This window comes from Nocardia africana NBRC 100379, assembly GCF_001612635.1.
Taxonomy (GTDB): domain Bacteria; phylum Actinomycetota; class Actinomycetes; order Mycobacteriales; family Mycobacteriaceae; genus Nocardia; species Nocardia africana.
Window position 1 is genome coordinate 276,269 of the sequence record NZ_BDAV01000007.1, and the last position, 26,111, is coordinate 302,379.

Annotated in this window: 26 protein-coding genes and 1 pseudogene; 12 read left to right on the forward strand and 15 right to left on the reverse strand. The window is 69.5% G+C overall.

The features are described 5' to 3' along the window. Positions 1-172: 172 nt before the first annotated feature. From NA3_RS13030 to NA3_RS13045, 4 genes are all read left to right on the forward strand, one after another. Positions 173-904, forward strand: coding sequence for a FadR/GntR family transcriptional regulator (locus tag NA3_RS13030; protein WP_062963845.1), 732 nt, complete (start codon positions 173-175; stop codon positions 902-904). After that, the gene (locus NA3_RS13035; protein WP_062963846.1) at positions 894-1,559 is read left to right on the forward strand and encodes a sterol desaturase family protein; all 666 of its coding nucleotides are present in this window, start codon (positions 894-896) and stop codon (positions 1,557-1,559) included. Before NA3_RS13030 ends, NA3_RS13035 begins: the two co-directional genes overlap by 11 nt. A gap of 122 nt (positions 1,560-1,681) precedes the next feature. Next, entirely contained in the window at positions 1,682-1,900 is a 219-nt protein-coding gene (locus NA3_RS13040) for a hypothetical protein (protein WP_062963847.1), read from the forward strand. Between the two features lie 81 nt (positions 1,901-1,981). After that, positions 1,982-2,539 (forward strand): hypothetical protein, encoded by a 558-nt coding sequence (locus NA3_RS13045; protein WP_128145327.1) that lies wholly within the window; start codon positions 1,982-1,984, stop codon positions 2,537-2,539. A gap of 7 nt (positions 2,540-2,546) precedes the next feature. Here NA3_RS13045 and NA3_RS13050 read toward each other — a convergent pair whose 3' ends face one another. From NA3_RS13050 to NA3_RS35955, 10 genes and pseudogenes are all read right to left on the reverse strand, one after another. Beyond that, positions 2,547-3,530: a dimethylarginine dimethylaminohydrolase family protein gene (locus tag NA3_RS13050; protein ID WP_062963849.1), complete on the reverse strand. Its 984-nt coding sequence runs from the start codon at positions 3,528-3,530 to the stop codon at positions 2,547-2,549. A 70-nt stretch (positions 3,531-3,600) separates the two neighbouring features. Further along, positions 3,601-4,224: a TetR/AcrR family transcriptional regulator gene (locus NA3_RS13055; protein ID WP_062964028.1), complete on the reverse strand. Its 624-nt coding sequence runs from the start codon at positions 4,222-4,224 to the stop codon at positions 3,601-3,603. Between the two features lie 49 nt (positions 4,225-4,273). Continuing rightward, complete coding sequence (locus tag NA3_RS13060) at positions 4,274-5,224, reverse strand: alpha/beta hydrolase family protein (RefSeq protein ID WP_227995106.1); 951 nt, start codon at positions 5,222-5,224, stop codon at positions 4,274-4,276. A gap of 82 nt (positions 5,225-5,306) precedes the next feature. Then, positions 5,307-7,439: an acyltransferase family protein gene (locus NA3_RS13065; protein ID WP_439956175.1), complete on the reverse strand. Its 2,133-nt coding sequence runs from the start codon at positions 7,437-7,439 to the stop codon at positions 5,307-5,309. A 145-nt stretch (positions 7,440-7,584) separates the two neighbouring features. Further along, the gene (locus NA3_RS13070; RefSeq protein WP_308189504.1) at positions 7,585-8,274 is read right to left on the reverse strand and encodes a rhomboid-like protein; all 690 of its coding nucleotides are present in this window, start codon (positions 8,272-8,274) and stop codon (positions 7,585-7,587) included. Between the two features lie 139 nt (positions 8,275-8,413). After that, the gene (locus tag NA3_RS13075) at positions 8,414-9,571 is read right to left on the reverse strand and encodes an AMP-binding protein (protein ID WP_062963851.1); all 1,158 of its coding nucleotides are present in this window, start codon (positions 9,569-9,571) and stop codon (positions 8,414-8,416) included. Positions 9,572-10,191: 620 nt separating this feature from the next. Then, positions 10,192-10,971 carry a metallophosphoesterase family protein gene (locus NA3_RS13080; protein ID WP_062964031.1) on the reverse strand — a complete coding sequence of 260 codons (780 nt, stop codon included), beginning with the start codon at positions 10,969-10,971 and terminating at the stop codon, positions 10,192-10,194. Between the two features lie 29 nt (positions 10,972-11,000). Continuing rightward, complete coding sequence (locus NA3_RS13085) at positions 11,001-11,825, reverse strand: nucleotidyltransferase family protein (RefSeq protein WP_062963852.1); 825 nt, start codon at positions 11,823-11,825, stop codon at positions 11,001-11,003. A gap of 32 nt (positions 11,826-11,857) precedes the next feature. Further along, positions 11,858-12,346: a hypothetical protein gene (locus NA3_RS13090; protein ID WP_062963853.1), complete on the reverse strand. Its 489-nt coding sequence runs from the start codon at positions 12,344-12,346 to the stop codon at positions 11,858-11,860. Continuing rightward, a pseudogene (locus NA3_RS35955) lies at positions 12,343-14,527 on the reverse strand (molybdopterin oxidoreductase family protein). Before NA3_RS35955 ends, NA3_RS13090 begins: the two are co-directional and overlap by 4 nt. 165 nt (positions 14,528-14,692) lie before the next feature. On the opposite strand from NA3_RS35955, the gene NA3_RS13105 reads away from it, so the two are divergent. Further along, on the forward strand, positions 14,693-15,214 hold the full coding sequence (locus NA3_RS13105) for a DUF4383 domain-containing protein (protein ID WP_062963856.1): 522 nt from the start codon (positions 14,693-14,695) through the stop codon (positions 15,212-15,214). A gap of 8 nt (positions 15,215-15,222) precedes the next feature. Here NA3_RS13105 and NA3_RS13110 read toward each other — a convergent pair whose 3' ends face one another. Beyond that, complete coding sequence (locus NA3_RS13110; RefSeq protein WP_062963857.1) at positions 15,223-16,062, reverse strand: glucose 1-dehydrogenase; 840 nt, start codon at positions 16,060-16,062, stop codon at positions 15,223-15,225. A gap of 183 nt (positions 16,063-16,245) precedes the next feature. Here NA3_RS13110 and NA3_RS13115 point away from each other — a divergent pair, with 183 nt between their 5' ends. The 5 genes from NA3_RS13115 to NA3_RS13135 all read left to right on the forward strand — a co-directional run bounded on the left by NA3_RS13115 (position 16,246) and on the right by NA3_RS13135 (position 20,956). Beyond that, on the forward strand, positions 16,246-17,385 hold the full coding sequence (locus NA3_RS13115; RefSeq protein WP_128145328.1) for an FUSC family protein: 1,140 nt from the start codon (positions 16,246-16,248) through the stop codon (positions 17,383-17,385). A 69-nt stretch (positions 17,386-17,454) separates the two neighbouring features. Beyond that, positions 17,455-17,916, forward strand: a complete 462-nt coding sequence (locus tag NA3_RS13120) for an SRPBCC family protein (RefSeq protein ID WP_062963859.1) — start codon at positions 17,455-17,457, stop codon at positions 17,914-17,916. Positions 17,917-17,925: 9 nt separating this feature from the next. Continuing rightward, complete coding sequence (locus tag NA3_RS13125) at positions 17,926-19,560, forward strand: phytoene desaturase family protein (RefSeq protein ID WP_062964032.1); 1,635 nt, start codon at positions 17,926-17,928, stop codon at positions 19,558-19,560. A 155-nt stretch (positions 19,561-19,715) separates the two neighbouring features. Continuing rightward, positions 19,716-20,501 carry a DUF4142 domain-containing protein gene (locus NA3_RS37660; protein ID WP_062963860.1) on the forward strand — a complete coding sequence of 262 codons (786 nt, stop codon included), beginning with the start codon at positions 19,716-19,718 and terminating at the stop codon, positions 20,499-20,501. Further along, positions 20,501-20,956, forward strand: coding sequence for an SRPBCC family protein (locus NA3_RS13135; RefSeq protein WP_062964033.1), 456 nt, complete (start codon positions 20,501-20,503; stop codon positions 20,954-20,956). The genes NA3_RS37660 and NA3_RS13135 overlap by 1 nt, the downstream gene beginning before the upstream one ends. 35 nt (positions 20,957-20,991) lie before the next feature. Here the strand turns inward: NA3_RS13135 and NA3_RS13140 are convergent, their stop codons facing one another. Both NA3_RS13140 and NA3_RS13145 read right to left on the reverse strand, forming a co-directional pair. Then, on the reverse strand, positions 20,992-22,056 hold the full coding sequence (locus NA3_RS13140) for an NAD-dependent epimerase/dehydratase family protein (RefSeq protein ID WP_062963861.1): 1,065 nt from the start codon (positions 22,054-22,056) through the stop codon (positions 20,992-20,994). A 14-nt stretch (positions 22,057-22,070) separates the two neighbouring features. Then, positions 22,071-23,177 (reverse strand): glutamate--cysteine ligase 2, encoded by a 1,107-nt coding sequence (locus tag NA3_RS13145; RefSeq protein ID WP_062963862.1) that lies wholly within the window; start codon positions 23,175-23,177, stop codon positions 22,071-22,073. A 137-nt stretch (positions 23,178-23,314) separates the two neighbouring features. On the opposite strand from NA3_RS13145, the gene NA3_RS13150 reads away from it, so the two are divergent. Then, a complete protein-coding gene (locus NA3_RS13150) occupies positions 23,315-24,361 on the forward strand; it encodes an Rv2629 family ribosome hibernation factor (protein WP_062963863.1) in 1,047 nt (348 codons plus the stop codon). A 19-nt stretch (positions 24,362-24,380) separates the two neighbouring features. Beyond that, a complete protein-coding gene (locus tag NA3_RS13155) occupies positions 24,381-24,587 on the forward strand; it encodes a hypothetical protein (RefSeq protein ID WP_062963864.1) in 207 nt (68 codons plus the stop codon). A 596-nt stretch (positions 24,588-25,183) separates the two neighbouring features. Here the strand turns inward: NA3_RS13155 and NA3_RS13165 are convergent. Then, positions 25,184-25,414 carry a DUF6480 family protein gene (locus tag NA3_RS13165; RefSeq protein WP_062963866.1) on the reverse strand — a complete coding sequence of 77 codons (231 nt, stop codon included), beginning with the start codon at positions 25,412-25,414 and terminating at the stop codon, positions 25,184-25,186. A gap of 112 nt (positions 25,415-25,526) precedes the next feature. Then, positions 25,527-26,111, reverse strand: a complete 585-nt coding sequence (locus NA3_RS13170; RefSeq protein ID WP_062963867.1) for a hemerythrin domain-containing protein — start codon at positions 26,109-26,111, stop codon at positions 25,527-25,529.

A 26,111-nucleotide genomic window follows, 5' to 3' on the forward strand; every position in this document is an offset into this window, starting at 1 on the left:
CGACTGAGCGGAATAGGAAAGCCGGTCCGGCCCGACGGCCATCACCGGGTGAAACTCGGAAGCACTGCACGTATCGGATCAGCTCGATCGTAGCCGGAGCGCGGCGATTCCCTGAGAACCATACTGGTCTGACCACTTGACCTCTGACCACATCGGGATTACCGTCCCGAGCATGGCCTTTCAGCGGATCGACCGGCAGACGGTCCCCGACGCGGTATTCGACCAACTCGTGACCGAGGTCCTCGACGGGGAACTGCCGGCCGGCGCCACCCTTCCGGCCGAACGGCAGCTCGCCGAGGCACTCGGAGTGTCGCGGCCGACCGTGCGGGAGGCTCTGCGCAAACTCGCGCACACCGGCCTCATCGACGTGCGTCAGGGCGGAGCGACCACGGTGCGCGATTTCCGCCGCGCGGCCGGATTGGATCTGCTGCCGCGGCTCATCGTGCGCAACGGCGAATTCGACCACACCGTGGTCGCGAGCATCCTGCAGGCCCGACTCGTCCTGGGCCGCGAGGTCGCCGCCCTGGCCGCCGAACACGGTGGCGCGCAGCTGCACGCCGAACTCGGTGATTGTCTGGAATCACTGGCCGCACAACAGGAACCGGTCGCCCAGCAACTCGAGGCGCTGACGTTCTGGGACCACATCGTCGACGGCACCGGATCGATCGTGTTCCGGCTGTTGTTCAACACGCTGCGCGAGGTCTACGAGCCCGCGATCGTCGCGCTGGCGGGCGTGATGGCCGCCGAGGTCGGCAGCATCGACCACTACCGCCGGCTCGCGGCCGCCGTCGTCGGCGGCGACCCGGCCGCGGCACGCACCGCCGCGGACACGTTGTTGCGGGTGGCCGCGACCCGATTCGACACGGTAATACGCACGATGGAAGGCGCGGACGATGACCGCTGAGACCCGATCCCACCGCCGGACCACGACACTGCCCGACGCCTTCGGCGTCTTCGTGCGCCGTCCCTCGCCGTGGATCATCACCACGCTGCTGGCGGGCGCGCTTGCCGCCCGGATCGCGGTCGGCGACTGGCAGCTCACCGACGCGCTGGTCGCCGGCGTGATGCTGGCGTTCTTCCCGGTGACCGAGTGGGTGATCCACGTCTGCATCCTGCATTGGCGTCCCCGCCGGATCGGCCGTCTCACACTGGATTCACTGCTCGCGCGCAAACATCGCGAACACCATGCCGACCCCCGCCGGGTGGACCTGATCTTCATCCCGTGGCAAACCTTCCTCTGGCTCTTCCCGGCGCTGGTTGTCCTTGCGGCACTGGCCTTTCCGCGTATCGGACTGGGCTTGACCTTCCTCACCGTGGTCGGCACGCTGGGTCTGGCCTACGAGTGGACCCACTATCTGATCCACACCGACTATCAGCCGCGCACCCGCCTCTACACCGCCGTCCGGCGCAACCACCGGCTGCACCACTTCAAGAACGAGCACTACTGGTTCACCGTCACCAGCTCCGGCACCGCCGACCGGCTGCTGGGCACCTACCCGGACCCGGCGTCGACGCCGAACTCCCGCACCGCCACGGCATTGCACGGCACCGGCCGCTGAAAAGCTCGCCCCCGGCACTGCCCCGGACAGTCGGGGCTGTCCGAATCCATCGGGTTGTAGTGAATTGGACGGCGCGGCAGCCGCATTCACAACGACATTCAACGGAACAGGACTTCAGCCGAATGAAGAAACTCGGAACTCTCACCCTGATCGGTGCCGCCTCGGCGGCCGTGCTGTGCGGCGGCGCGGGCGTCGCGGCGGCCGACGACGCCGTCTCCGCGACGCCGGTGGTGGCGCCGGGCGAGCCCGACCCCACGGGCACCGGCTCCTCGTCCGGCATCACCGATCTGGTGAAGGCACTGTCCAGCGGAAGTTCGCAGGCCGGGACGCCTGCGCGGTAATCGGGACGGTTCCCCACTTCACCGGAGGTGGGGAACCGGCGCGGCGGGGCCACTATGTTCGTGGGTATGCACTGGGATCAGATGACCGCCACGACCGAGGAGCTGCGCAAGCGAGCGACCCGGCTGCGACGCGGCGTCGGCCAGCTCGGCATCCTCGAATCGATTCTCAGCGCGGCGCACGGCCCGTGGCTGGGCGCGATGGACGCCGACGGCCGCGGCACCGCCGAACTCAGAATGCATCTCGCCGGGCGATATCGGGTAACCGCGGTGGTGACCAGCGCGGGCAAGCTGAGCCTGATCCAGCTGCACGCCCCCACCCCCGACGGCGGCGACACCGAGCGGGTGCTGTCGCCCAAGCCCGCGTTGCGCCGCGGCTGGGACGACGACGAGCCGATGCCCAAACAACCGCAGTGGCTGGACTATCTGGTCGACTGGGTGCGTGCGGCCAGTACCGACGTCGACCGGCGTTCGGTGCTGGAATGGCATCTCGAGGGCGCGGACCGGCGGCTCGCGGCGATGAACGAGACCATCGAGAGTCTGCGGCTGAGCCTGGCCGAACGCGAAGAACTGCGCGACGAGGTCGCGGCCGAGGTCGACCGGCTGCGCGCCGAACTGCACGCGCTCGATCCCGCGCGCTAGGCGCGGATCAGTCGAGGCGCGACAGCGGCTGAGTACTGCACCGGAAGGCGCCGCCGAACAGGCGCGAGACGCTGAAATCCAGATATTCCACCGTGATGCCGCGCTGTTCGAGTTGTGCGCCCACGCGTTCGAACGCCGGATCGGTGATGTAGGTGCCCGCATCGATGGGCAGGCCGTTGGTCGCCATCTGCGCCGCCTCCTCCTCGTCGACCTCGACGCACTCCCAGCCGCGCAGCGGTCCGGGCAGGCCGTCCGGGAGCCGGTCCGGGCAGGCGACGAGCAGGCCCTCCCGAACCAGACCCAGCGCGCAGTCCAGATGCAGCACGTGATGCGGCAGGCGCACCGGAACCACAGTGAAGCCGTGCGGCGCGAGGTATTTCGCCAGCCAGCGGATTCCCGCGGCATCGGTGGCCATGCCCGATTCGCCGACGAGGACGGTCCGGCCCAGGACGAGGACGTCGCCACCTTCGAGATACGGCCCCCGACCGGCCTGCCCGGGCGGCGCCACCTCCGGGATCGGGACCGAGACGTAGGCGGCCGCGGACTCCACGACCCGCTCGCACAGCAGTGGCCGGCTGGTCAGGACCTCGAGGCGGCGGTGCGGGAACCGCAGCGAACCCTCGATCACGTGCGCACCGACGGTGAACCAGGGGTCGCGCACGAAGAAATTGGCGTATCCCGTCTCCGCCTGGGCCTGCTTCTCCGCCTCGGTGAACAGCCGCGGGCGCAGCACCTCGACACCGTGCGCGGCGAGCAGGGCGGCGAGGTTGTCGCGTTCGGCCTCCCAGGCCGCCTGATGCTGCGGATAGACCTCGTCGAATCGCTTGCCCCACAGCGCATCGATGATTCCGGCGGCCTGCGGTTCCACCGGTGGGCTGTGACCGAGCGCCGCCCGATCGGCCGGGGCGCGGAATTCCGACCGCGCGACGACCATCGTCCGCAACCGCGCGAATTCGCTGTCCACACGAATCTCCGAGCGACTGGCAACCATGCAGTAACCATAGGGCGAACTGCGGAAGCAGGGCGGGCCGCTGGGCGAAATCGGTCGCTGACCGGCGAGATTACGTCTCGATCAACGACAGGGCGACGGGTATGAGGAGATCGGTCAGCTCGCTCACGTCGGGGCGAGGCTGCATCAGCAACCATTCGTGGGCCAGACCGTTGACCGCCCCGATCAGCACACTCGCCGAGAGGGCGGCGTCGCCGCGCAGGCGTGCGCCCGGACCGGCGATCGGCACCACCACCATCTCCAGCAGGGTGACCCAGCCGTGCCGGCGTTCGCGGCGATGCTGTTCCATCCGGTCGCTCGCGCCGACCACCTCGATGAACGCCAGTTTGGCCCGGTACGGATCGGAGGTGATCGAGTCGAGATAGGCCGACAGCACCACCGCCATCGCCCGGGCCGGATCGGCGGGCGAGAGCGTGCCCAGCGTCCGCACGACCGCCGCGGCGGCCTCGTCCTGGACCCGGTCGTAGGCGGCGATCAGCACATCCTCACGGGTCTGGAACTCCTCGTAGAACTGCCGTTTCGACAGCCCGGCCGCGGCGCACACATCGGCGAGAGAACAGTTCGCGTAGCCGCGTTCGGCGAACACCTTCGTCGCCGCGACGACGAAACGCTGACGGCGTTCGGCCCGGCGTTCGGTCACCGCGCGGCCGCCGTACTGTCTGTCCGCGATCGTCACGAATTCCACACTATCGGTCGTGGCGACAGGCGGCAGGGACGGTGCCCGCCTACGCCGATTCCGCGATGCTCGCGAGAATCGCCACCCGTGCCACCGACCATGCGGCCGATCCGGGATCGGTGAATTCGGCGTGCCCGACGCCGGGCAGGATGTGCAGGTCGGTGGGGTCGCCGGCGCGGCGGGCGGCCTCGGCGTAGCGGCGGCTCTGTTCGGCCGGCACCACCCGGTCGGCGTCGCCGTGCACGGCCGTGATGTGCACGTCCCTGGGAAGATTGACGATCGGAGAGGCGTATCGGTAGCGGTCGGGCACCTCGCCCGGCAGACCGCCCAGCAGTTTGCGCGCGAAGCCGTCGTTGCCGTGGGCCACCGCGTAGTCGAGATCCAGCACGGCGGCCATCAGCGTCACACTGCGAATGCGCAGCCCGCGCGAGGCGGCCGCGCCGTCGGTCCGGCGACCCGCGACCCACGCCGCCAGCTGCCCGCCCGCCGAATGACCTGCGAGATGGACGTTGTCCAGATCGAGCCGTCCGCCGGCGCGCTGCTGGACGACCGTAGCCAGGGCTCCGACCGCGTCGTCGACGTCGGTCAGCGTCACCGGCCAGCCGCCGGCACCGTTGACCCGCCGATACTCGACATTCCACACCGCGACACCGGATTCGGCGAGTTGCCGGGCCTGCGCGGAGAACTGGGTCAGATCGCGGTACTGCGCCCAGCCGCCGCCGTGGATCAGCACCACCACCGGACACCGGCCGGAGGATCCGGACAACGGCCCGCCGGCGGGCAGATACAGGTCACCGAAGGTATCGGCCTCGCGGCCGTACGGGATCCGGATCGGCACACCGGCTTCGGCCGGTTGGGTGATCAGACCGGGCACCGCCGGGCCGGCATGCCCATCCGGTGCCGCCGGTTCCACGGAACCGAAACCGATCGCCCCGACGACGACAGCGAGTACCCCGGCCACGACCCACCGGCGCGCCCCACCCTGTCCAACGCCCACCACGTGCGGGCACCTCCTGCTCGAGCCACTCGTGGATACCGTACTGGCAATCGAGCCGCCGTGTCGCCCCACGTGACGCGCGGCACTACCACCAGTGCAGCAGCGGCCGCAACTCCCGGCCGAGCGCCCCGGCCAGCGAGCGCGAATAGCTGGAGGTCAGATGGTGTTCGTCGTGGTAGATCAGGATATTGCCGGCGACCACCGGGCACACCGACGCATCGCAGAAGGCATCGCTCAGATCGATCGGGAAGATGTTCGGATACCGCGAGGCCGGTTCGAGCTGCGGATCGACCGGATCGAGCGCGTCGCTGCGGCGCATTCCGCAGCTGACCGGGTCGCCGCCGCCGGCCAGACAGTCCGCGGCCGCGTAGCGAATCTCGTTGTGGCGCAACCACGGCGAATCACGGATGGTGATGGTGTCGAGGCCGCGCTCGGCCAGCGCCGACCACACGTCCACATAGTCGGGCGGTGTTTCGTCGCCGGTTCCGGCGCGGGGCCGGCTGCCGGTGGTGAACACCCACTCCGGCCGGTCGGCGGCCAGGCGGTCCAGGACCGCGCGCGACCAGTCGCGGCAGTCGGGAATCGGTTCACCCTTGTAGGTGGCATCGTCGGCCAGGGTGAGCGGGCAGCCCATCTTCAGATACACCCGGATGCGGAACGCATGCTGCGCGGCGAGCTCCTGGAGCGCCGGAACCCAGTGTTCGGCATGGGAACTGCCCACCACCGCCAGGGTGCGGGTGGCGCTCGCATCGCCGTAGGTGCAGGTGACCACCTCGCGGGTGTCCCAGTCGGCGATACATCCGTCGAGGGTCGGCGGTGGTAGTTCGCCGGGAGCCTGCAAGACGGTGGGTCGCATGGGGGCCTGCGGTGTCGGCGCTCCCGCCGCCAGCGCCTCCGCACCCGGATACAGCACCGGATCCAGCGGCCGCGCCGGTTGCGCCGGATGCATGCGTACCACGCCGAACTGCCACGCACCGGTGGCCGCGACCACGGCGACGGCCACCGCACACACCACCGCGCCCGCGCCGCGCCGATACAGGGGCGACGAGCTCGGCGGCGCACCGGGCGCACCCAAACGCAGCGGCTGTTCGATCAGCCGGTGCGTCGCCCACGCCAGCAGTAGCGACACCGCGACCACCAGCGCGCCGCCGCGCAGTCCGGCGTGCGGGCGACCCGATTCGGCCAGGTAGAAGATGAGAATCGGCCAGTGCCACAAATAGAGCGGATAGGCGACCTCGCCGAGCCACTGCGCCGGCCGCGAGGCGAGAATCCGGTTGGGCCACGGCATGTACGCCGCGGCGACGTTGTTGCCGGAGGCGATCACCGCCACCGCGGCCAGCACCGGCACCAGCGCCGCGGGGCCCGGATAGCGGTTGGCGCCGTCGACGATCACCCAGCCGCACACCAGCACGCCCACCACCCCGGCGAACGCGGTCGCCGCCCGCAGCATCCGCGGCAGCAGCAGGACCGGTCCGGTCAGTGCCAGCGCCGCCCCGGCGAGCAGTTCCCACAGCCGTGCGCCGCTGTCGTAGTAGTTCCAGCCCTGATGAGTCGCCGCCCCGTGGGTCGCGTACAGCAGCGAGGCGACGGCCGCGGGTGCGATCAGACCGGCCAGGACCGGCCGCAACAGCGCGGTGCGGCCGGTGTGGCGCAGGACGGCGGCGACCGCCGCGACCACGACCAGAGCCAGCAGATAGAACTGGCCCTGCACGGCCATCGACCACAGATGCTGCAGCGGGCTCACCGACGGATCGGCGGCCAGGTAGTCCGACCAGCTCGTCGCGAGTCGCCAGTTCTGGTAGTAGAACAGCGAGGCCAGGGTCTGTCCCGCCAGATCCGACCACTGCGTGTAGGGCCGCGTGTGCACGGTCGCGGCTACGACGGCGGCCAGGACGACGACCATCGCCGGCAGCAGCCGCCGCCCGGTGCGGCGCAGGGTGAATCCGACGCCGACGGCTCCTCGCTCCGCGCGGCGCACCAGCAGTCCGGTGAAGAAGAATCCCGACAACACCAGGAAGACGTCCACGCCGCCCGACACCCGGCCGAACCAGATGTGGAACACCACCACCAGCGCGATCGCCACACCGCGCAACCCGTCGAGGTCGCCGCGGTAGGCGGTTGTCGAACTCGCCGCGATATCGGCCGTACCCGAGGCCGATCGGGCCGGTGCGGGCCGCGCCGGCGCGGCGATTCGGGCGCGTGCGATACCTCCGGTCACCACGCGAAACGCCGGTTCCCGCGAGGGGGCGCCGGTACCGACACACGAGGGTGGAGATGAACACGCGCAGACCACAACACGTCCACTCTCTTAGCACGCCGCAAACACTCAGCGCCACTTCGCGTTCCAGGTGCGTACCGATGAACTAGACTGCGCGCGCGCGACGGTGGCGTTCCCGCCACGCCTGCGCCGGATTCCACGCCGGCGCGGTGCGGGTCCGGGTGAGCGGGTAGCACGCCAGCCCGATCAGGAAGGCCGAGAAGTGGCCGATCCCGGTGAAGGTCAGGTGGATCAGCGGCGGCGCGGCGAAACAGGCGGTGGCCGCCACGACATACGCCCAGCGCCAGGGATACGCGATGTGATAGGTCAGCACGCCGATGATGCCGGCGAGGAAATAGCTGACGCCGATGTCGCGCACGTCGACGAGGGCGGGGTCGGCGTATCCGTGCCGGATCGCCCAGCCCAGCAGCCCCTCGCTGATGTAGGTCGCGCCCACGTGGGCGAGCAATCCGACGATCGCCCAGCGCAGGGCGCCCAGCCACCGTTCGGCGGGCGCGTGGAAGACGCAGTACAGCACCAGATACGGCAGCCAGAAGTAGCCGGCGACCCACAGCAGGCTCGTCACCAGGACGTGGAGGGGATCGCTGGTCAGATTCGACAGATTGGTCGAGCGTTCGCCCAAGATCATCTTCAGCTCGTCGAGTGACACCGCATGCTGCACGATCGTGGTCACCAGCAGCAGCGCCAACCACGAGAACGTCCACGGCGCCGTGCGGACGTAGCGCCATGCCGCCGCGGCACGACCCCGCATCCGCTCCGTTCGTCGATTCGCCACCGTGGCTCCTCACCGGCCGATCGGTCCCGGTGCTCACGAGAGGTCGAGCACCGGCGCATCGACTGTGTATCGCCTGCGCGATGACGGCATCACCCGCCGCGGATGAAATGCCGGGCGATGCGACGGGCGCCGCCGCCGGTCAGCAGGCGTCGACGACCGATGCGGGCAAGCCGGCCAGGCTGCGGCTGAGATAGCTGCCGTCGCCGGTGAGGCAGCGTTCGAATTCGACGGGGTCGTTGAGGTAGGTGGTCGCCAGGGATTTGGTGTGCACGTGCGCGTATTGTTCGCCGTCGGTGGAGCGGGCCTGCATGCGGACTCCGGACAGCAGATGGACGCCGGACTCCCCGTCCGCGGCGTCGAAACCGTATGCGACCGGGCCGGTTTCGTCCAGGCCGTAGCAGATGGTGATCGGTCCCGACACCGCGCGCACCCGCGCCGCCACCGAGGATGCGACCGAATGCGGGGACAGCCGCAACCGGATCCGGCGCAGTGCCGCCGCGACATCGACCGACAGGTCCTCGCGGGTGCCCTGCACCATCGCCTGATAGACGGCGGGTTCGGCCACCAGTACGGTCGGCGATTCCGCGGCCAGATGACGATGGATATTGCCCGGCGCATGGGTTCCGGCGGGCAGTACCAGATCGGCGCCCGCGACGAGGTTGGCGACGGTCGCGGTGTGGAATCCGAAGCGCCCGAACAGGCCTGCGAAGCACAGCGTCCGATCCGATTCCCGCAGTTTGCTCGCACCGACCCAGGCGGTGGCCGCGTTGAGGACGGCGGTCGCGGAGTATTCGAGACAGACCAGCCGCCGCGACGGCGCGGAGGCGACGCGGCACAGTTCGGTGTCGCGGTGCAGGGCCGGGCGGTCGCCGTCGAAATCGGTGCGCTGCGCCCAGGATCGTTCGTCGAGCCGGATCCCGCCGGCCTGCCCGGAGGCGACGACGGCGTCGATTCCGCACTCCTCGATCAGCTCCCGCATCGCGGTGAGCGGCAGTGCCGGATTGGCGAGGACGGGGATGTCGCCACGGGCGAGCAGCGACAGCATCGTCGAGATGTATCCGGGCGAATTCCCGAGCGCCACAAGCACTCTCGCACGCGGGCGGCGCAACACCGTATCGAATCGGGCGGCCTTGTCCGAGACCTCGGCGAGCAGGTCGCCGAAGGTCCGGCTGTCGTGCATGCTCGACACCGTCGCGTACGGGCGCATCCGCATGGCGGTCGTCACCGCGCTGAACAGCAGCGCGGGTCTACCGGCACCGGTCGTGATATCCCTGCCCCGATATCCTCGAATATTCACCGATGCAGAATTTATTGTCATCGAATACCAATCTTTGTTCCCCCTTGTCCGATATCTACCGCATTCCTCCCCGCAGTACACGCTCGCACCCGATCACATGTGGACACAGGCAGCGACGCATCGCCTGCGAAGGAAACGTCACATGTACGCCACCGGGATGCGGACACATTAACCAGAACAACAACAATGCGCAACCGCGCGCATTCTCACGTGTTGTGCGAAAGCGTTTACGGATGCAAGCACATTTGCACGGTTGAATGTGCGTGATTTTGTGCGTACGCCGGGCCACCCGGCGATCGTCATCAGGTGCCGTCCGTCGAGCTCATCGGTACCGCGAATCTCCTGCGGCACCGGCCGTTCCCACCGGGCCGCGGGGCCCGCCTCGGCCGCGGCCCGACCGAGCCGCCGACGTCTCCCCGAGCCGGGCGGCCGCGCAATTCCGCGTCACGCCCGCTCGGAACAATCGTTCCCCCATCCGGCCGGATGGCAATTCCTGCCGCCGGGGCCGGAGTCTCCCGTATCCGCCGACGGGTATTCTCCACAAATGATTCCGCAGCCCGACGAGAATTACCAGAACTTCGGTGACACTTCGTCGGCCCGATAACCACGGCAATACGTTGTCAGGCCGGGGTCCGCGCGTCCTCGTCCGACTCGCTCGGCGCACCGGAACCATCCGCCCGCTCCGGTACCGCGAGATCGTAGACCGTATACGCCGCGCGGATCACCGGCTGGGCCACATTGCGCACCCGGACCCCGCCCGGTGTGGTGCCGCGCTCGTATCCGGCATGCGCGTGCCCGTGGATCGCCAGATCCGCGCCGCCGCAGGTGTCGATGGCCTCACCGAGCAGATACGAGCCCAGGAACGGATAGATTTCCGGCGGCTCGCCGTGCAGGGTGTCCCCGCAGGGTGAATAGTGGGTGAGCGCGACCTTGACATCGGTGTCCAGCCGGCACAGCTCGACGTGCAGCGCGTCGGCGAGATCGACGGTGTAGGAGGCGAATTCGCGCATGATCCGCTCGCCGAAAACGCTCGCGCACTTTCCGGCGAAGCCGCCGCCGAAACCCTTCGTGCCCGCCACACCCAGCGAATAGGGCCCCACGGTCACCGTGGTGGAGGTCCCTTCCAGGACCCGGATTCCGTGATCGCACAGCAGGGCCGTGATGTCGTCCTGCAGATCGGAATGGTGGTCGTGGTTGCCGAGCACCGCGATCACCGGCACACCGACGTCCTCCAGTTCGGTGGCGACCACCTGCGCCTCGTCGAGCGTGCCGTGCCGGGTGAGATCGCCGCCGACCAGCAGGACGTCGGCCTCTTCGGGCAGTCGCTCCAATGCCGGGCGTAGCGTCCCGTGCGATTCCGCGCCGAGATGGATATCGGCCACCGCCGCGATGCGCACCACCGCGTCCGTCGTCCGTTCGGTGCCCGTCATCAGCTCAGCCGTTCGTGATCGACGGTCGGCGCCTGCGTGGACGTCACCCGAATATCGTTGTGAATGCGCAGTTTCGGCGCGTGCTCGCGCACGATGTCCTCCAGATCGCTGCGCTGCTGTTCGCTGCCGACCTCCCCGCACAGCACCACCACGGTGCCGCGGATGGTCACCTGCACGCCGAGTTCGGCGGTGCGCGGGTCCTCCGCGAACGCCCGCCGCAGATTCGCGACCAGATATTGCGGCAACACCTCGTCGCCCGAGTCCTGAGCCATGACCTCACCTCCGATTCCGAGATCCTCGATCAGCGCCAGAAACGCCCGCGCGTACGGCGACACCGCGGTCTCTTCCCGCGCCCGCCGCCAGTCGACCTGTTCCCGCAGATCCCGGGCGATCGCCAGCAACCGCGTGAAATCGAGCCGGTGCGGGTCGAGGACCATCAATTTGTCCACCATCAGATCGGTGCCACTGAGCACCGGAGCCGCCGCCGGGCCGATCCGCATCCAGGTCGCCCGGCCCAGTAGATCGTCGTCGACGTTGCGGTAGTTGGGCCGGAAGATCAAGTCCACCAGCGTATTTCCGTCGTACACCTTGGTCAGCCAGTCCTCGGGCGGGTCGACGGCGCGCAGCCCGGATGCGGTCAGGATGTCGCGGGCGCGACCGGCATCGGCGGGCTTGATGTAGATGTCGACATCGTGGTCGCTCGCGGGGCCACCGCGCGCGTACACCGCACAGCCGCCGCCGACCGCGAAGTCGATTTCGTGGGCCAGCAGCGCGTTCACCACCTTGGTGAGCGTATGGAGCAACTGCTCTATCGAGGCAGTCATAGCGGGCGCATACCCGCCGTGGGCAGCGGTATTCACGGCGTCGCGACGGCCTGCGGCGCGGTCTCCTTGATCTTGGCATTGGCCCAGCGCATCTGACGCAACGTCTCCGGATGGCAGTCGGAGGCCAGGTCCAGCAGTTCGCTGTCTCGCGCCGCCTGAGCCGCTTGCGCCAGGATTTCCCAGTTCACCGACACCACCGCGGCATGGCTGTGGATCTCGCGCAGATCGCGCAGCAACAGCAGGGCCGGTGCGTGGCGCCGCCCCACCAGGGTGCCGAGAACCCGCCGGACCGATTCCACCGGTCCGGCAACCGTCAGCGGCGAGGGGTCGAGATGCACCCCGCGGCCTTCCCCGACGGCGGCCAGTCTGCGGCGATGCTCGTCGGTCCAGACCAGCAGATCCCGGCAGACGTGGTGGACCTCGTGATCGGTGCGGTGCCGGTCGGCGGTGCGGATCAGCAGCGTGCCCAGATCGGTATCACTGCGGTGTATCTCGGCGAGCACGGCGTTCAGGTCGTTCATCGCGTGCTCCGCTCCGGTTCGACCGCCGGTGTGGTGACGCGTTCGGAGCGCCGGACGCGTCGAACCAGTTCCACCGCGGCGGCGCCGGATTTGAACAGCGGTTGTTTGGAGACCGGATCCCATTCGGTGGGGGTGAGCTCGTTGGCGGCGGTGCCGTCCTTACCGGCGGGGCGGTCTCCGGCCGCGGTGTCCCAGTAGCCGTAGTGGAACGGGAGGAAGACCACGCCGGAACGGATCGCGCCGGTGCGCAGCCGGGCCGTCACCCGCCCGCGCGCGGTGCGGATGCGCAGCAGGTCGCCGTCGTCCCAGCCCTCCCGTCGGGCGTCCTCCGCCGCCATCTCCACCCACACCTGCGGCGCGGCGGCCTGCAGTTGAGGGGCGCGGCCGGTCTTGGTGCGGGTGTGGAAGTGGTAGAGCGTGCGACCGGTGATCAGCGCGTACGGAAAGTCCTCGCTCGGCGTTTCGTGCCGTGGCAGGTACTGCGCCGCCTTGATCACGGCGCGGCCCTCCGGGTTCAGCGCGCGATACTCCGTCGGCTCCAGCGGAGCACCCGTGATCAGGTCACGACCGTAGGTTTCGCAATCCTGTGGCGCCGCACGGAATGTCGCGTCGGCGTACAACCGCTCGGTGCCCTCCGGATGCTCCTCGGTGCACGGCCATTGAATGCCACCCGCGCGAAGTTTCGCATAGGTCATGGCCGAGTAGTCGCACAAGCGCCCCGCGCTGCACCGCTTCCACTGCTCGAACACCTCCTCCGGGGTCCGCCACGGCAGCAGCGGTGCGCCGTCGGCGTCGCGCAGGTCCAGGCGGCGACACCGCCGGATTGGTGCCGTTGACGTAGAGGAAGCGGATCGACCCGTCCTCGACGAAGCGCAGGATCTGCATGAGATGCGTCGGCGCGCTGAAGTGCGGTATGCGTTGCGGGTCGACATTCCACAGCCGCGCCAGTTCGTCGACGTGAGGGTCGTTGGCCCAGTTGCGAAATCCCGGCAGATCGCCGTTGGCGCCGCATTCGCGGGTGTTCTGCGCGGTGGGCTGGCCGTTCATCTGCAGCACGCCGCAGCCGAGCCGGCCGAGCATGCCGCGAATCAGGTGAATGTTGTTGACCTGAACCGCGGCCGCGGTGGCCTGATGGGATTGTTAGAAGCCCTGCAGCACCGTCGACAGCACCCGCTCGCCGGTGCCGATGATCCGCGCCGCGGCCCGCAGATCGGCCTCCGGCACATCGCAGACCTCCGCCGCGCGTTCGGGCGTACAGTCGGCCACCTGTTTGCGCAGTTCGTCGAATCCCACCGTATGCGCGTCGATGTAATCGCGGTCGACCCAGTCGTTGCGGATCAGCTCGTGCAACAGCGCGTTCATCACCATCACGTTGGTGCCCGGCCGCGGCGCCAGATGGATGGTGGCCGCGCGCGCCACCTGCGTGGTGCGCGGATCGACGCAGACGAGGGCGGGCGGATGCGGACCACACAGGCGATCGAGCATGCGCGACCACAGCACGGTCTGGGTTTCGGCGACGTTGTGGCCGTAGAGGGCGATCACGTCGGCATGGTCGACGTCGGCGTAACTGCCGGGCTGACCATCGGATCCGAACGACTCCTTCAACGCCTCACCGGCGGTGGCGGTGCACAGCCGGGTGTTGCCGTCGAGATGATCGGTGCCGATGCCGCCGCGGGCCAGGACGGTGAGCGCGTAGTACTCCTCAAGGAACAATTGCCCGGTGGTGTAGAAGCCGATCGAGCCCGGCCCGCGCTCGGCCAGCAGCTCGCGGGTCCGCTCTGCCACCGTCGACATGGCTGTGTCCCAATCGGTTTCGACCAGTGTGCCGCGCCGGCGCACCAGCGGGGCCGTCAGCCGGTCGGATGCATTGTTGGCCTGCCAGCCGAACAGATCCTTCGGTCCCAGTCGTCCGCGGTTGACCCGATCCCCCGCGCGGCCGCGCACACCCACGATGCGCCCGTCGCGCACGGCGATATCCATGGCGTCGCCGTTGGAGTGCAGCACCGAGGCGGTCGGCACCCAGCGTTCCACCATGTCCTCGCGCACACCGTCGGCCAGGAACATATCCACGCGTTCCGGCCACGGTTGTCCGGGGCCGTACGGAGTTCGTGTCCCCCAAGGGTGCGCGATGCGGTCGTGTTCACTCGTCCCGGCCGTGTCGGTACCGGATGGGATATGCATGGTCACCTCGGAGACGAAGAGTTGCAGGCATCGCGGACCCGGTCCTGGTCCGTGTCCGCGATACCCGCGCCCACCGGGTTGTAACTGCTTTGCGCTGTTCGCGGCGGTCCCGTGCGGTTACCTTCGGAGATACGGGCGAATCGTCGGCACTCGAAGGGAGCAGCGATGGCCACCGCATCTGAATCTCGGCATCGGGCGCGGGTTTCCCCGGTGCAGACCGCGGCGTACGCGGTCGGGGCGGCATTCCTGGTGGTCGGCGTGCTCGGGTTCATCCCGGGCGTGACCACGAACTACGACATGCTCACCTGGAGCGGGCACCATTCCGGCGCCGAACTGTTCGGGGTGTTCCAGGTCTCGGCGCTGCACAACGTCGTGCACCTGGTGTTCGGCGTCGCGGGCCTGGCGATGGGCCGCACGACGCTGACCGCGCGGACCTACCTCATCGCCGGTGGTGTCGTCTATCTCGCGCTCTGGGTGTACGGCCTGGTCGTGGACAAGGAGTCGACCGCGAACGTCATTCCGGTCAACACCGCGGACAACTGGCTGCATCTGGGCCTCGGCGCGGCGATGCTGCTGCTCGGCCTGTTCCTCGGTCCGGCCGACGACCGTCCCATCCTGCTCGAGGGATCCCCGCAGCCGGGCCGGCCGGAGGCCGCTCCCGGCACCGGCCACGGCCCGACCGATTGACGCGCCGATCAGAGGATCGGCCGGCCACCGGTGACGGCGAGCCTCGCGCCGGAGATGTAGCTGCCGTCGTCGGAGGCCAGCAGCACATAGGAGGCGGCGAGCTCGGCGGGCTGCCCGGCCCGCCCGAGCGGGACATCGTCGCCGAAATTGCGGACCTTCTCCACCGGCATGGTGGATGGGATCAGCGGCGTCCAGATGGGGCCGGGCGCCACACTGTTGACGCGAATTCCCTTCTCCCCCAGCATCTGCGCGAGGCTGGCACAGAAGTTCGCGATCGCCGCCTTGGTGGCCGCGTAGGGTGCCAGGGTCGGTGAGGGCATGTCGGAGTTCACCGAGGAGCTGCCGATGATCGAGCCGCCCGCCGGCATATGCGGGACTGCCGCCTTCACCAGATGGAACAGCGCGCCGACGTTGAGTTTGAACGTGTAATCCCATTCCTCGCCGGAGATCTCGTCGAGGCTTTCGTGCGTCATCTGGTACGCGGCGTTGCTGACCAGCACGTCGATCTTGCCGAATTCGGTTGCGGCGCGGTCGATGACGGCCTTGCAGTGGTCGGGATCGGAGAGGTCACCCGGTACCGCGACCGCCTTGCGGCCGGCCTGCTCCACCAGCGCGACGACCTGTTGGGCGTCCTCGTGTTCATCGAGGTAGGAGATCAGCACATCGGCGCCCTCGCGGGCGAAGGCGATGGCCACGGCCCGGCCGATTCCGCTGTCGGCGCCGGTGACCACCGCTGCCTTTCCGGTGAGCTTGCCCGACCCCTGATAGCTGTCCTCCCCGCAGTCCGGTTGCGGAGACATCCGCTGCTGCACCCCGGGAACCTGTTGTTGCTGCTCGGGAAAACCCATCGCGATCTCCTGTCGACGTGACGGCGGTGGAAGCTGGAGCCTCAGCACTCGCGCTACCCGCGGCCACGACGGGCAAACCCGCGCCACGCTCAGGGGCGATCAGCCGCCGGACCGCGAGCGCGGTGGCCAATGCGGGTCAGCGTCGCGTTTCGCCGGAAATGTCGCGGGTAGCTCGGCGCGTAGATGCCAGCGACGAAAGGACTCTCCATTCCGCCTCTCGGATACCGCGCACGCGCGGCGCGACGACTGTCCACGACATGGCCGGTGCGCGCCTGCACCCGATCGGGGCGGGAACGCGAGGCATTGGTCCAGGCCGCGAAGATGGCCGGTGCCGCCGTCGCGGCCTGGATCATCGCCCGCGCGGCGATTCCGGCGCCGCAGTCGTTCATGGCGCCGTATGCGGCCGTCTTCCTGATGACGACCACGGTGTACCGCTCGCTCACCGGCGCCGCGCAGCAGACCTGCGCCCTGCTGGCCGGGTTGGCGGTCGCCTACCTCACCACCCTCGTCTTTCCGCAGCCGGTGCCGACACTCGGCGTCGCGGTCTTCGTGGGAATGATTGTGGGGCAATGGCATCGGTTCGGCACCAGCGGCATCTGGACCGGGGTGACCGCGCTGCTGATGGTCTGTTACGGCACCGCTCAGAATCTCACCTACCTGGCGTATTGGATGGCCGAAATCCTGTTGGGCTCGGCCATCGGGGTCGCGGTGAACATGATCGTGCTGCCGCCGATGCATCTGCGGCGCACCCGTGAGGCCGTCGACGCACTCGCCGGAGAACTGCGCGAACTGCTGGCCGCGATCGCCGCGGGCCTGACCGAACATGTCGATCCCCGGACCGCGGCGCAATGGCAGCATCAGGCGCGGCTGCTCGATGCGACCGTGCGGCGCGCCGACGACGCGCTCGGACAGGGCCGCGAAAGCCTGCGCTGGAATCCGCGCTGGCTGATCCGCCGCCGCCGCGACTGGCATCCCGCGGTCTCCGAATCTCCGTTCCGGACGCTGAGCGAGGTGTCCGAACAGGTCAAGCGGTTGGCCGAGGCCTTGGCCACCGGTGCCGAATACGACGAGTTCGGCGCGCTGTTCGCGCCCCGGCTCGCCCACCTGGTCGCGGTGCTGGCCGATGCCGTCGCCTGCCTGGACGCCACCCACGCCCACCCCGCGCGAGTGGACGCCTACCTGGACGAACTGCGCACGGCACATGCCGAAACCGCGGCGGCCATGCGGGATCTGTCCGAGCGGCACATCCCCGGCCACGCCCAGCACGCGGCACTGCTCGCGGTGGTCCGCTCGACGCACGCACTCGACGCCACCACCGAGTGATCCGTGTACGAGCGCTCGGCGCGGGTATGGCGTCAGCGTTGCCCAACCGGACCAGGAGGAGGTCGCACCATGACGACAGTTACCGAATCGGTCGATGTGCACGTACCGGTAACCACCGCCTACAACCAGTGGACGCAGTTCGAATCGTTCCCGCAGTTCATGCAGGGCGTCGAGCGGGTCGAGCAGCGCGACGACACGCACACCCACTGGACGGTGCACGTCGCCGGCGCGACGCGCGAATTCGACGCGAAGATCACCGAGCAGCACCCCGACGAGCGGGTGTCGTGGACCTCGGAGGACGGTCCCCGGCATGCGGGAGTGATCACCTTCCATCGGCTCGACGAGGACACCACGCGCGTCACCGCGCAGATGGATATCGATCCCGAGGGGTTCGTGGAGAACGTCGCCGACAAGCTCGGCATCCTCGATCGCCGCGTCAAGGGTGACCTCGAGCGTTTCCGCGACTTCATCGAAGCGCGCCGACAGGAATCCGGCGCGTGGCGCGGCGACGTCGACCGGCCCCGGCCGTAGGGAGTGCCCGTGTCCTCGCCCGCCCCCGGTCGTTCGGCACCGCTCGATGCCGAGCCGGTCGACGCCGTGATCATCGGCGGCGGGCACAACGGCCTGGTGAGCGCCGCGCTGCTGGCCGATCACGGCTGGGATGTGGCGGTGCTGGAAGCCCAGGACACCGCCGGGGGCGCGGTGCGCAGCGCCGAACTGGTGCCCGGCTACCGGATGGATCTGTTCAGCGCGTTCTATCCGATGGCCGGCGCCTCCCCGGCGCTGCGCGACCTGGGCCTGGAAGATCACGGATTGCGCTGGAGCCGAGCGCCTCTCGTGTACGGCCACCCGTCGGGGCCCGAGGACACCGACGCCGTCGTCGTGCATCCGGACGCCGAGATCACGGCCGAGGCGCTGGCTCGGCGCGATCCGCGCGACGGCCGCACCTGGATGCGGCTGATCGAGCAGTGGCGGCAGGTGCGCGAGCATCTGCTCGGGGCGTTCCTCGGCCCGTTCCCGCCCGTGCGCGGCGCCGCCGGCTTGTGGCGGGATCTCGGCTCCGCCGAGTTGTTCCGCTATCTGCGGTTCCTGATCCTGCCGGTCGGGCGGATGGTCGACGAACTGTTTCACGACGAGGCCGCCAAATTGCTGATCATGGGTAACGCGATGCACGCCGACGTCCCGGTGGACGCGCCCGGCAGCGGTGTCTACGGCTACCTGCTGACCATGCTGGCCCAGGACGGCGGATTCCCGGTTCCGGTGGGTGGAGCCGGGGCGCTGAGTGCGGCCCTGGTTCACCGCGCCGAGTCAGCGGGGGCCCGCGTGTACTGCGGGCAGCCGGTGGAACGCGTCCTCATCCGGCACGGGCGCGCCGACGGCGTGATCACCGCCGCCGGGCAGGTGGTGCGGGCGCGCAAGGCGGTCATCGCCGATATCGACGCGCCGACGCTCTACAGCCGGCTGCTCGCCGACGCGGATCTGCCGCAGCGGCTGCGCGCGGATCTCGAACGATTCACCTGGGACGCTCCGACCGTCAAGGTGAATTACGCACTCTCCGAACCGATTCCGTGGCGATCCAAGCAGCTGTCCGAGGCGGGCACGGTGCATCTGGGCGCCGACCGGGCGGGGCTGGCGCGGTGGACCACCGAGATCGGCACCGGCGTGGTGCCGCAGACGCCGTTCATGCTGTTCGGTCAGATGACCACCGCCGATGCCAGCCGGTCGGCGCCCGGCACCGAATCGGCGTGGGCATATACCCACCTGCCGCGTGGGGTCACCGACGACGCCTCGGCCGATCTGCTGGCCGAACGGGTCGACGCCGTGCTCGAGGCGCACGCACCCGGTTTCGGCGACCGGATTCACGCGCGGATCGTGCAGCGGCCCAGCGATTTACACTGCGCCGACGGCAATCTCGTGGGCGGCGCGGTCAACGGCGGCACCTCCCAACTGCACCAGCAACTGGTGTTCCGCCCGGTTCCGGGACTCGGACGCCCCGAAACCGTGGTGCCGGGACTGTATCTGGGCTCGGCGTCGGCACATCCGGGTGGCGGCGTGCACGGCACCTGCGGCGCCAACGCCGCCCGCGCCGCACTGGCCGACTCCCGGCCGACTGCGTGGCCGCGGCGAAAATTGTTGTCCCGCTTGCACAGTGCCCTCTACGACACCGACCGCTGACCGGACGGAGACGGCTGTGGACCTGTCGATCACCTTCGTCGGCAACGCGACGACGCTGCTGTCCTTCGCCGGGATCTCTCGACGCCAAGGTCCGCATCACCTCGCTGCCGGGCCGGCACGCCCCGGCGTGGACCTGGCGCCTGCTGCCGCCGGTGATGGGCACGATGTACGAATTCGGCCCGGTGGACGGACCGGCGCAAAGGCGGCTCTACGTCTCCGGCGACACCCTGCTGGTGCCGGAACTCGAGCAGATCCCCCAGCGATTCGACGATATCGGATGCGGCAGCGGGGATGGGGCGATCGCATCGTGGAGATCCCGCGCGGCGAAACCGTGGTGCTGTGAGCGCCGCCGGCACGTGTACGACGCGCGGCGCTGGGCATTCGGGCTGCAAACACCCGGCGAACAGGAGCACATTATGAGATCACCGCATCGTCTGCTGGTCACCACCGCCGCCGCGATCGGCCTCGGGCTGGGCGCCACGGCGGTCGGAGCGGCCCAACCGGCCGCGCTGTCGGCACAGGACAGCGACTTTCTCGTCGCCGCCCACCAGGGGAATATGACCGAGATGCTCTCCGGTGCCGGCGCGGCGGCCATGGGCAGCTGTCAGCAGGTCCGCGATCTCGGCCCGGTCCTCGTCGCCGACCACGCGCGGCTGGAGGCGATGGGCGCCGCGGTCGCGATACCGAACGGCGTCGCCCTGCCGTTGATGCCCACCGCCGAGCAGTCCCAGCAGATGCGCGACACCGCGATGAAGACCGGCCGTGACTACGATCTGGCCTGGCTGCACATGCAGGAGGGCTTCCACCTGCAGACGCTGCAGGCGGGCGCCACCGAAACCGCGCAGGGCAGCAGCCCGCAGGTCACGGCGGTGGCGCAGAACGCCGCACCCGTGGTCCAGCACCATCTGGACATGATCCGCGACGCGTTGGCGGTGTGCTGATGGGCGAGGTCACGATGGGAGTCCCCGGCACGCCCGAACAGGTGTTCGCCGTACTCTCCGACGGCTGGTCCTACGGCCACTGGGTGGTGGGCTCCACCCATATGCGCGACGTGGACCAGGACTGGCCGCGGATCGGCTCCCGGATTCATCACAGCGTCGGCGCCTGGCCGCTGATGGCCCAGCAGACCACCAGGGTGGTGGCCGTGGATCCGCCGAACAGCATCGAACTGGAGGCGGAGTTGTGGCCGGTGGGGGTGGCGTGGATCCGGCTGGCGATGACGCCGATCGACGCCGACACCACCGAGGTGAGCATGAGCGAGGAGCTGATTCGCGGTCCGGGCCGGCTCATCCCCGACGTGCTGCAGACCATGGCCCTCAAGCCCCGCAACAAACAGTCACTGGCCCGCCTCTGCGATCTGGTGGCCTCGCACTACGTCGACACCCGCAAGCCCTAGTCGCCGGTACGGCCCCGGGCATCGGCGACCGGCAGTCATCGCGTGCGATGCTCCGGCCGCTGATCCTGATGCGTCGGGCATCCCGGGCGACAACGCATCGGCTCCGGGTTCAGCGCGGGGCTGCCGCCGGACGTGCGCGCACGCAGCGCGGCGGCCAGCTCCGTCGCCACGTCGACCGCGGAATGCGTCGGCCGCCAATCGAGTTCACGTCGCGCCCGCTCCGCCCGCACCAGACAGGCCCGATCGGCCAGCCGCAGCCAGGACGGATGCAACGGCAGCAGTCCGATTCGCCAGCCCGCGAACGCGGCGGCGGAAAGCACCGGGAGCGGGACGGGAATCCGGAATCCGCCGAAGATCTCGGTCAGCTCGGGTGCGGTGAGCACCGGTTCGGCGGCGAGGTCGAACGCGCCGGTGGCCCGCCGCACCAGGATGGCGCGGATCGCCGCGGCCACATCCTCGGCGTGCACGAGTTGCAGGCGAAGCCGCGGCCACAGCGGCACCGGCAACCACGAGCGGCCGACCGGCGAACGCGGCAGCCAGGGCCCGAGCAGCCAGTCGCCCAGTTCCGCGGCCGCGTCGGCTTGGGCGATGCCACACGGCCGGATCCGGGCGAGACCGACCGCCGGTCGCTCGCCGGCGAAGGCGTCCAGCCGCCTTTCGAGTGCGACCTTGTCCAGACTGTAGGCGCCGCCGGGTACGCCGCCGCGGGGCTGGTGCTCGTCGACGCGGGTCCAGCGCGGCGCGGGCGAATAGGCCGCCACCGACGACGCGACCGTCAGATGCGCCACGCCGCTGTCGGCCACCGCGCCCAGCACGTGGTCGGTGCCGACACGGTTCGTGCGTTCCAGCGGCGGGTCGGTACGGCGCGGATGCACCGCCCAGGCCAGATGCACCACCGCGTCCACACCCTCGAAGGCCGCGGCCAGCGTGGGACGCGCCGCGGGGTCTCCGATGTCACAGGCGACCCAGCGGGCGCGGGCGTACGGTTCCCGGCCGGCGGGCGGTGGCCGGCGGGCGACGGCGACGATCTCGGCGTCGGGCAGCGCCCGCAACAGTGCCGTGCCGACATTGCCGCTCGCGCCCGTGATCGCGATGCGCATGCGCTCCCCTCCCCCTATACCGAACAGCCGTCCGCGGTCGCCTCCGCCAGTTCGTCCACCACGTCGGCGATCGCTCCGCGCCGGCGCAAGGCGGCCGACTGCCGGCGGGCTCCGTTGCCGCGGGCCGTCACCGCGGCGATCATCTCGGTCACGAACTGCTCCTCCTCGAGTTCTCGCAGTGCGGGGGCGACGTGTTCGACGAGCCGGGCCAGCCGGATGCGCGCCGGTTCCACCCGGCCTTCCAGCGGATCGACGCCGTCGCCGTCGAGCCCTTCGCGCGCGGACTTCCAGTAGGCGGCGCGCAGGGTGGCGGCCGGCACCGCGGGCGCGCGCCGGCCGCGCCGCACCTCCGCACGTCCGACCACCGCCGCGGCACGCACCAGGCTCGCCAGCAGTGCCGACTCCTCGGCCGTCACGGGGACGTCACTGATGCGGATTTCCAGCGTCGGAAAATGCATGGAGCGGCGGATATCCCAATAGACCATGCCGGTATCGAGGATGCTGCCGCAGGTCAGCATCAGCTCGACCGCGGCGTCGTAGTCGGCGCACGAGTCGAAATACGGTGGCGGACCGGCACTGGGCCAGCGCCGCCACAACACGTTGCGCCAGCTCGCGTATCCGGTGTCGGTTCCGCGGTAGACCGCGGAATTGGCTGTGAGCGAGAGGAATACCGGCAACCAGGGCCGCAGATGATTGCTGATCTGCACCGCGGTCTCCGGATCGTCCACCGAGACGTGCACATGGCAGCCGCACAGCCCCTGTTCGTGCGCGAGCATGCCGAAATGTTCTTCGATGCGGCGATAGCGCGGCGTATCGGTGACCGGATAGGCGTGAGGCACCGTCGGCGGCACCGCGGTCGCGAGCAGCCGGGCGGAGTTGTCGGCCGCGGCGCGCACCACGGCGCCGCGCAACTGCCGCAATTCGTGCAGCAGGTCGGCCGCGCGGGTGTGCACCGAGCTACTGGTTTCCACCTGACAGCTGGTCAGTTCCAACTGCAGATCGATTCCGGCGTCGCGCGCCGACCGGGCGACGTCGCAGTTCTTCGCGACCGGCGCTCCGGAGACCGGATCGACCAGCAGGAACTCCTCCTCGACCCCCAACGTCACATCGGCGGCATCCATCGGCTCACCCGCCCGGCACAGTCCATGGCTCGGAGATGCCCGGCGACCGAACCCGCAAACGCATTCCGGCGCGGATCGAGGTTTCACTCGCCGGGTGCGGGTAGCCGCCGCATGTGACCATTTCAGGACTACGAGAGTTGACCGAGCATCCCGGGCCTTTCGCATCGGTCTACATCGAGACCGTCAGCGATACCGAGGACGCCGCGCACCAGCAGCGGCTGCGCAGCCGCGCGGTCCGCGAGACCCTGGACGAGGACGGTGCCGACGGCGCGGTCCTCGACGCCGTCGAGCGCGGCCTGTCGGATCCGCCGCCGGGGCGCGCGGGTCAGGCCCTCATCGCCGATGCCGACGGCGTCCTGCTCACCGAGGCGCTGACCGAGCCGCCCGCTCGCACGACCGTGCGTCTGTCGGATATGCCCTATCTGCTGCCGCTGCTGCAGTTGCGCCCGCCGGCGCTCGCCCACGTGGTCGCGGTGGTCGACGATCGCGGCGCCGACCTGTACACCGTCGACGCCGACGGCCACCGCACCGACCGCCGGACCGAGGAGGCACATCATCCGGAGCACAAGGTGCACGGTGGCGGGTGGTCGCATCGCTCGATGCAGAGCCGGGTCGAGGAGACCGTGCGCCGGGCCATCGATGCCACTGCCGAGGAGGTGGTGCGCCTGGCCGACGCCGCCGGCGCGGAGCTGATCGTGGTGGCCGGCGAGATCAGCGCGCGCACCGCGCTGGTCGGTGCGCTGGCCTCACATCATCGTCAGGTCGTGCAGCTCGACGGTGTCACCCGGCAGGCGAACGACGACCGAGCCGACCTCGACCGGCGAGTCGGCGAGGTGCTGCGGGACCGGGCGCGATCCCGATTTCGCGATCTGATCGACGGATTCGAGCAACGCCGCGCGCACGAACTCGCGGTGCAGGGTCTGCCCGGGGTCGCCGCGGCGCTCACCGAACGCAACGTCGAGACACTGCTGATCGACCCCGCTCTCATCGGCGACCGGGCCGTACACGTCGGCGCGGATCCGACCGCCGTGCAGGCATCGGATCTGCCCTCGGGCCACAGCGTCGTCCGTCGCGCCGACGAGGCGCTGCCGCTGGCCGCGCTGGCGGCGGGAGCCGACATCGTGACCGTCGACCGAGATCCGGTTCTGACCGACGGCGTCGCTGCCCTGCTCCGACACCGGTGATCCGCGAAAGGAGAGGACGATGGACCGAGGAAACACCAAACACGGTGCGCGCGAAGATGATCAACTACGTCACGAACTGGAAGGAACCCTGCGCGGCAACCGCTCCAGCCGCGCCGAGGAGTGGCGCGACCCCGAACCACCCGCCGACGACGACCCGGAGCTCACCCCTCCGCGCACCACGACGCCGGAAGGCGCCGGGCACGACCGGACCGGCGAAGTCGACTGATCGCATTCACCGCGCATCATCGCACCGGTTTCGGTTGCGCAAGCGGGGTATCTCTCCTGTACCGAGAACGAATCGGACGTAGCGCCCAATCCGTCAACGGCGACGGATACCCGCAATTCGGTCCCGCACAACGGAGTGCACCGGCGCGCGGCCTACGACCGATCGTCTCTGGACGGGGCGGTAGTCCCAGCACGACCGGTCACTGCCGCGGCGGCCGGCACCGACCTCACGGGCGGTGCCGGCCGATTTCTCCGATAATGTTGTGCCAGAAGATTTTTCGCGAGGTCATCCCACTCGAACCGGGCGGTGACGCATGCGTCGGGCGATGCGTCGCATACGGGCGATATCCGCGGTCCCGGCAGCCGGACGCCCCGCATCGCGCGCCCCGCACGATACCCACGATCCGCTCGCGGCCGGGCTGCTCATCGGGCTCGGGAGTCACCTGTTCGTCGTCGAATTCCCTCTGTTCGACCGACATCGCACACCCTCCCTCCGGCTCGCGCCATTTGCGATATCAGCGCGAGTACCCGAGCCGCGGGGAAGAGAAACCGCGAATTCGATTGAGCTCGATAAAGTTTCGGTCAAGGACGGACGCGTCAGGCCAGGGAGACGATCAGCGCGATCGCCACGGCGACGAACACCAGCACGATCGCCGCGACGATGACGATCAGCATCGCCCCGCTGGCGGGGAAATGGTTGCGGGTGCTCGGCTCCGGCGCCGAGAGGCCCGAAGTCTGTGCGGTGTCGGGCGGGGTGGAACCGGGGGGCACGCCACCACCGGGTTCCAGGTCCGGAGTCTTGGCCGGGTCCGGATCCATTGCAGACATGTTCGGCGTCCTGTCCGGGGCGAAGCGCCCCTGATCGTCGTCGGCTCTCACAGCAGCCCATACCCCGCACCGGCGCGGGCAACCACGCCGGTGCGGGGCAATCGGGCGAAACCTATGTCGGTGGCGGGGTCGGCGGCTGGTGGGCCCGCCGGCCGGTCACGACATCGCGCACCTTGTCCAGCAGCGCGGCCAGCATGCCCGCCGACTTCAACGCCGCGGGTTTGGACGGGGTGCCCGGATGCGGGCGGGTGGGTGCGAATCTCTTCGCCGCCTGCATCTTGTTTCCCAGCTGCTCGAGTTCGGCCGGACTCTGCGCCTCGCTCAGCCGTGGCCACACCTGGGACTGCTCGAATTCGATATGGGCGCGAGCGGCGGGGATGAACCGATCCAGCGCCTCCTCGAATTCACGGCTGCCGGCACCGAAGTCCTCCAGCTGCTGCAACAGTTCCTTGGCCGAATCCTCCTGCGACACCGCACGATCGGCGAGTTCGTCACCGTCGGGAAGCGCTCGGCGCACCGCCGGCCAGAAGAACTGTTCCTCGATCGCTTCGTGCTGCGATTCGGCCATCACCAGGCTCGTCACCAGATCTCCGCGGGCCTTCACTTCGGCCTCGCCGGTGCCGCGGCCGCGTTCCAGCGATTCGAGCATGCCGAGCACACTTTCGTGGTCGGTACGCAGAAAGGTCAATGCATCCAT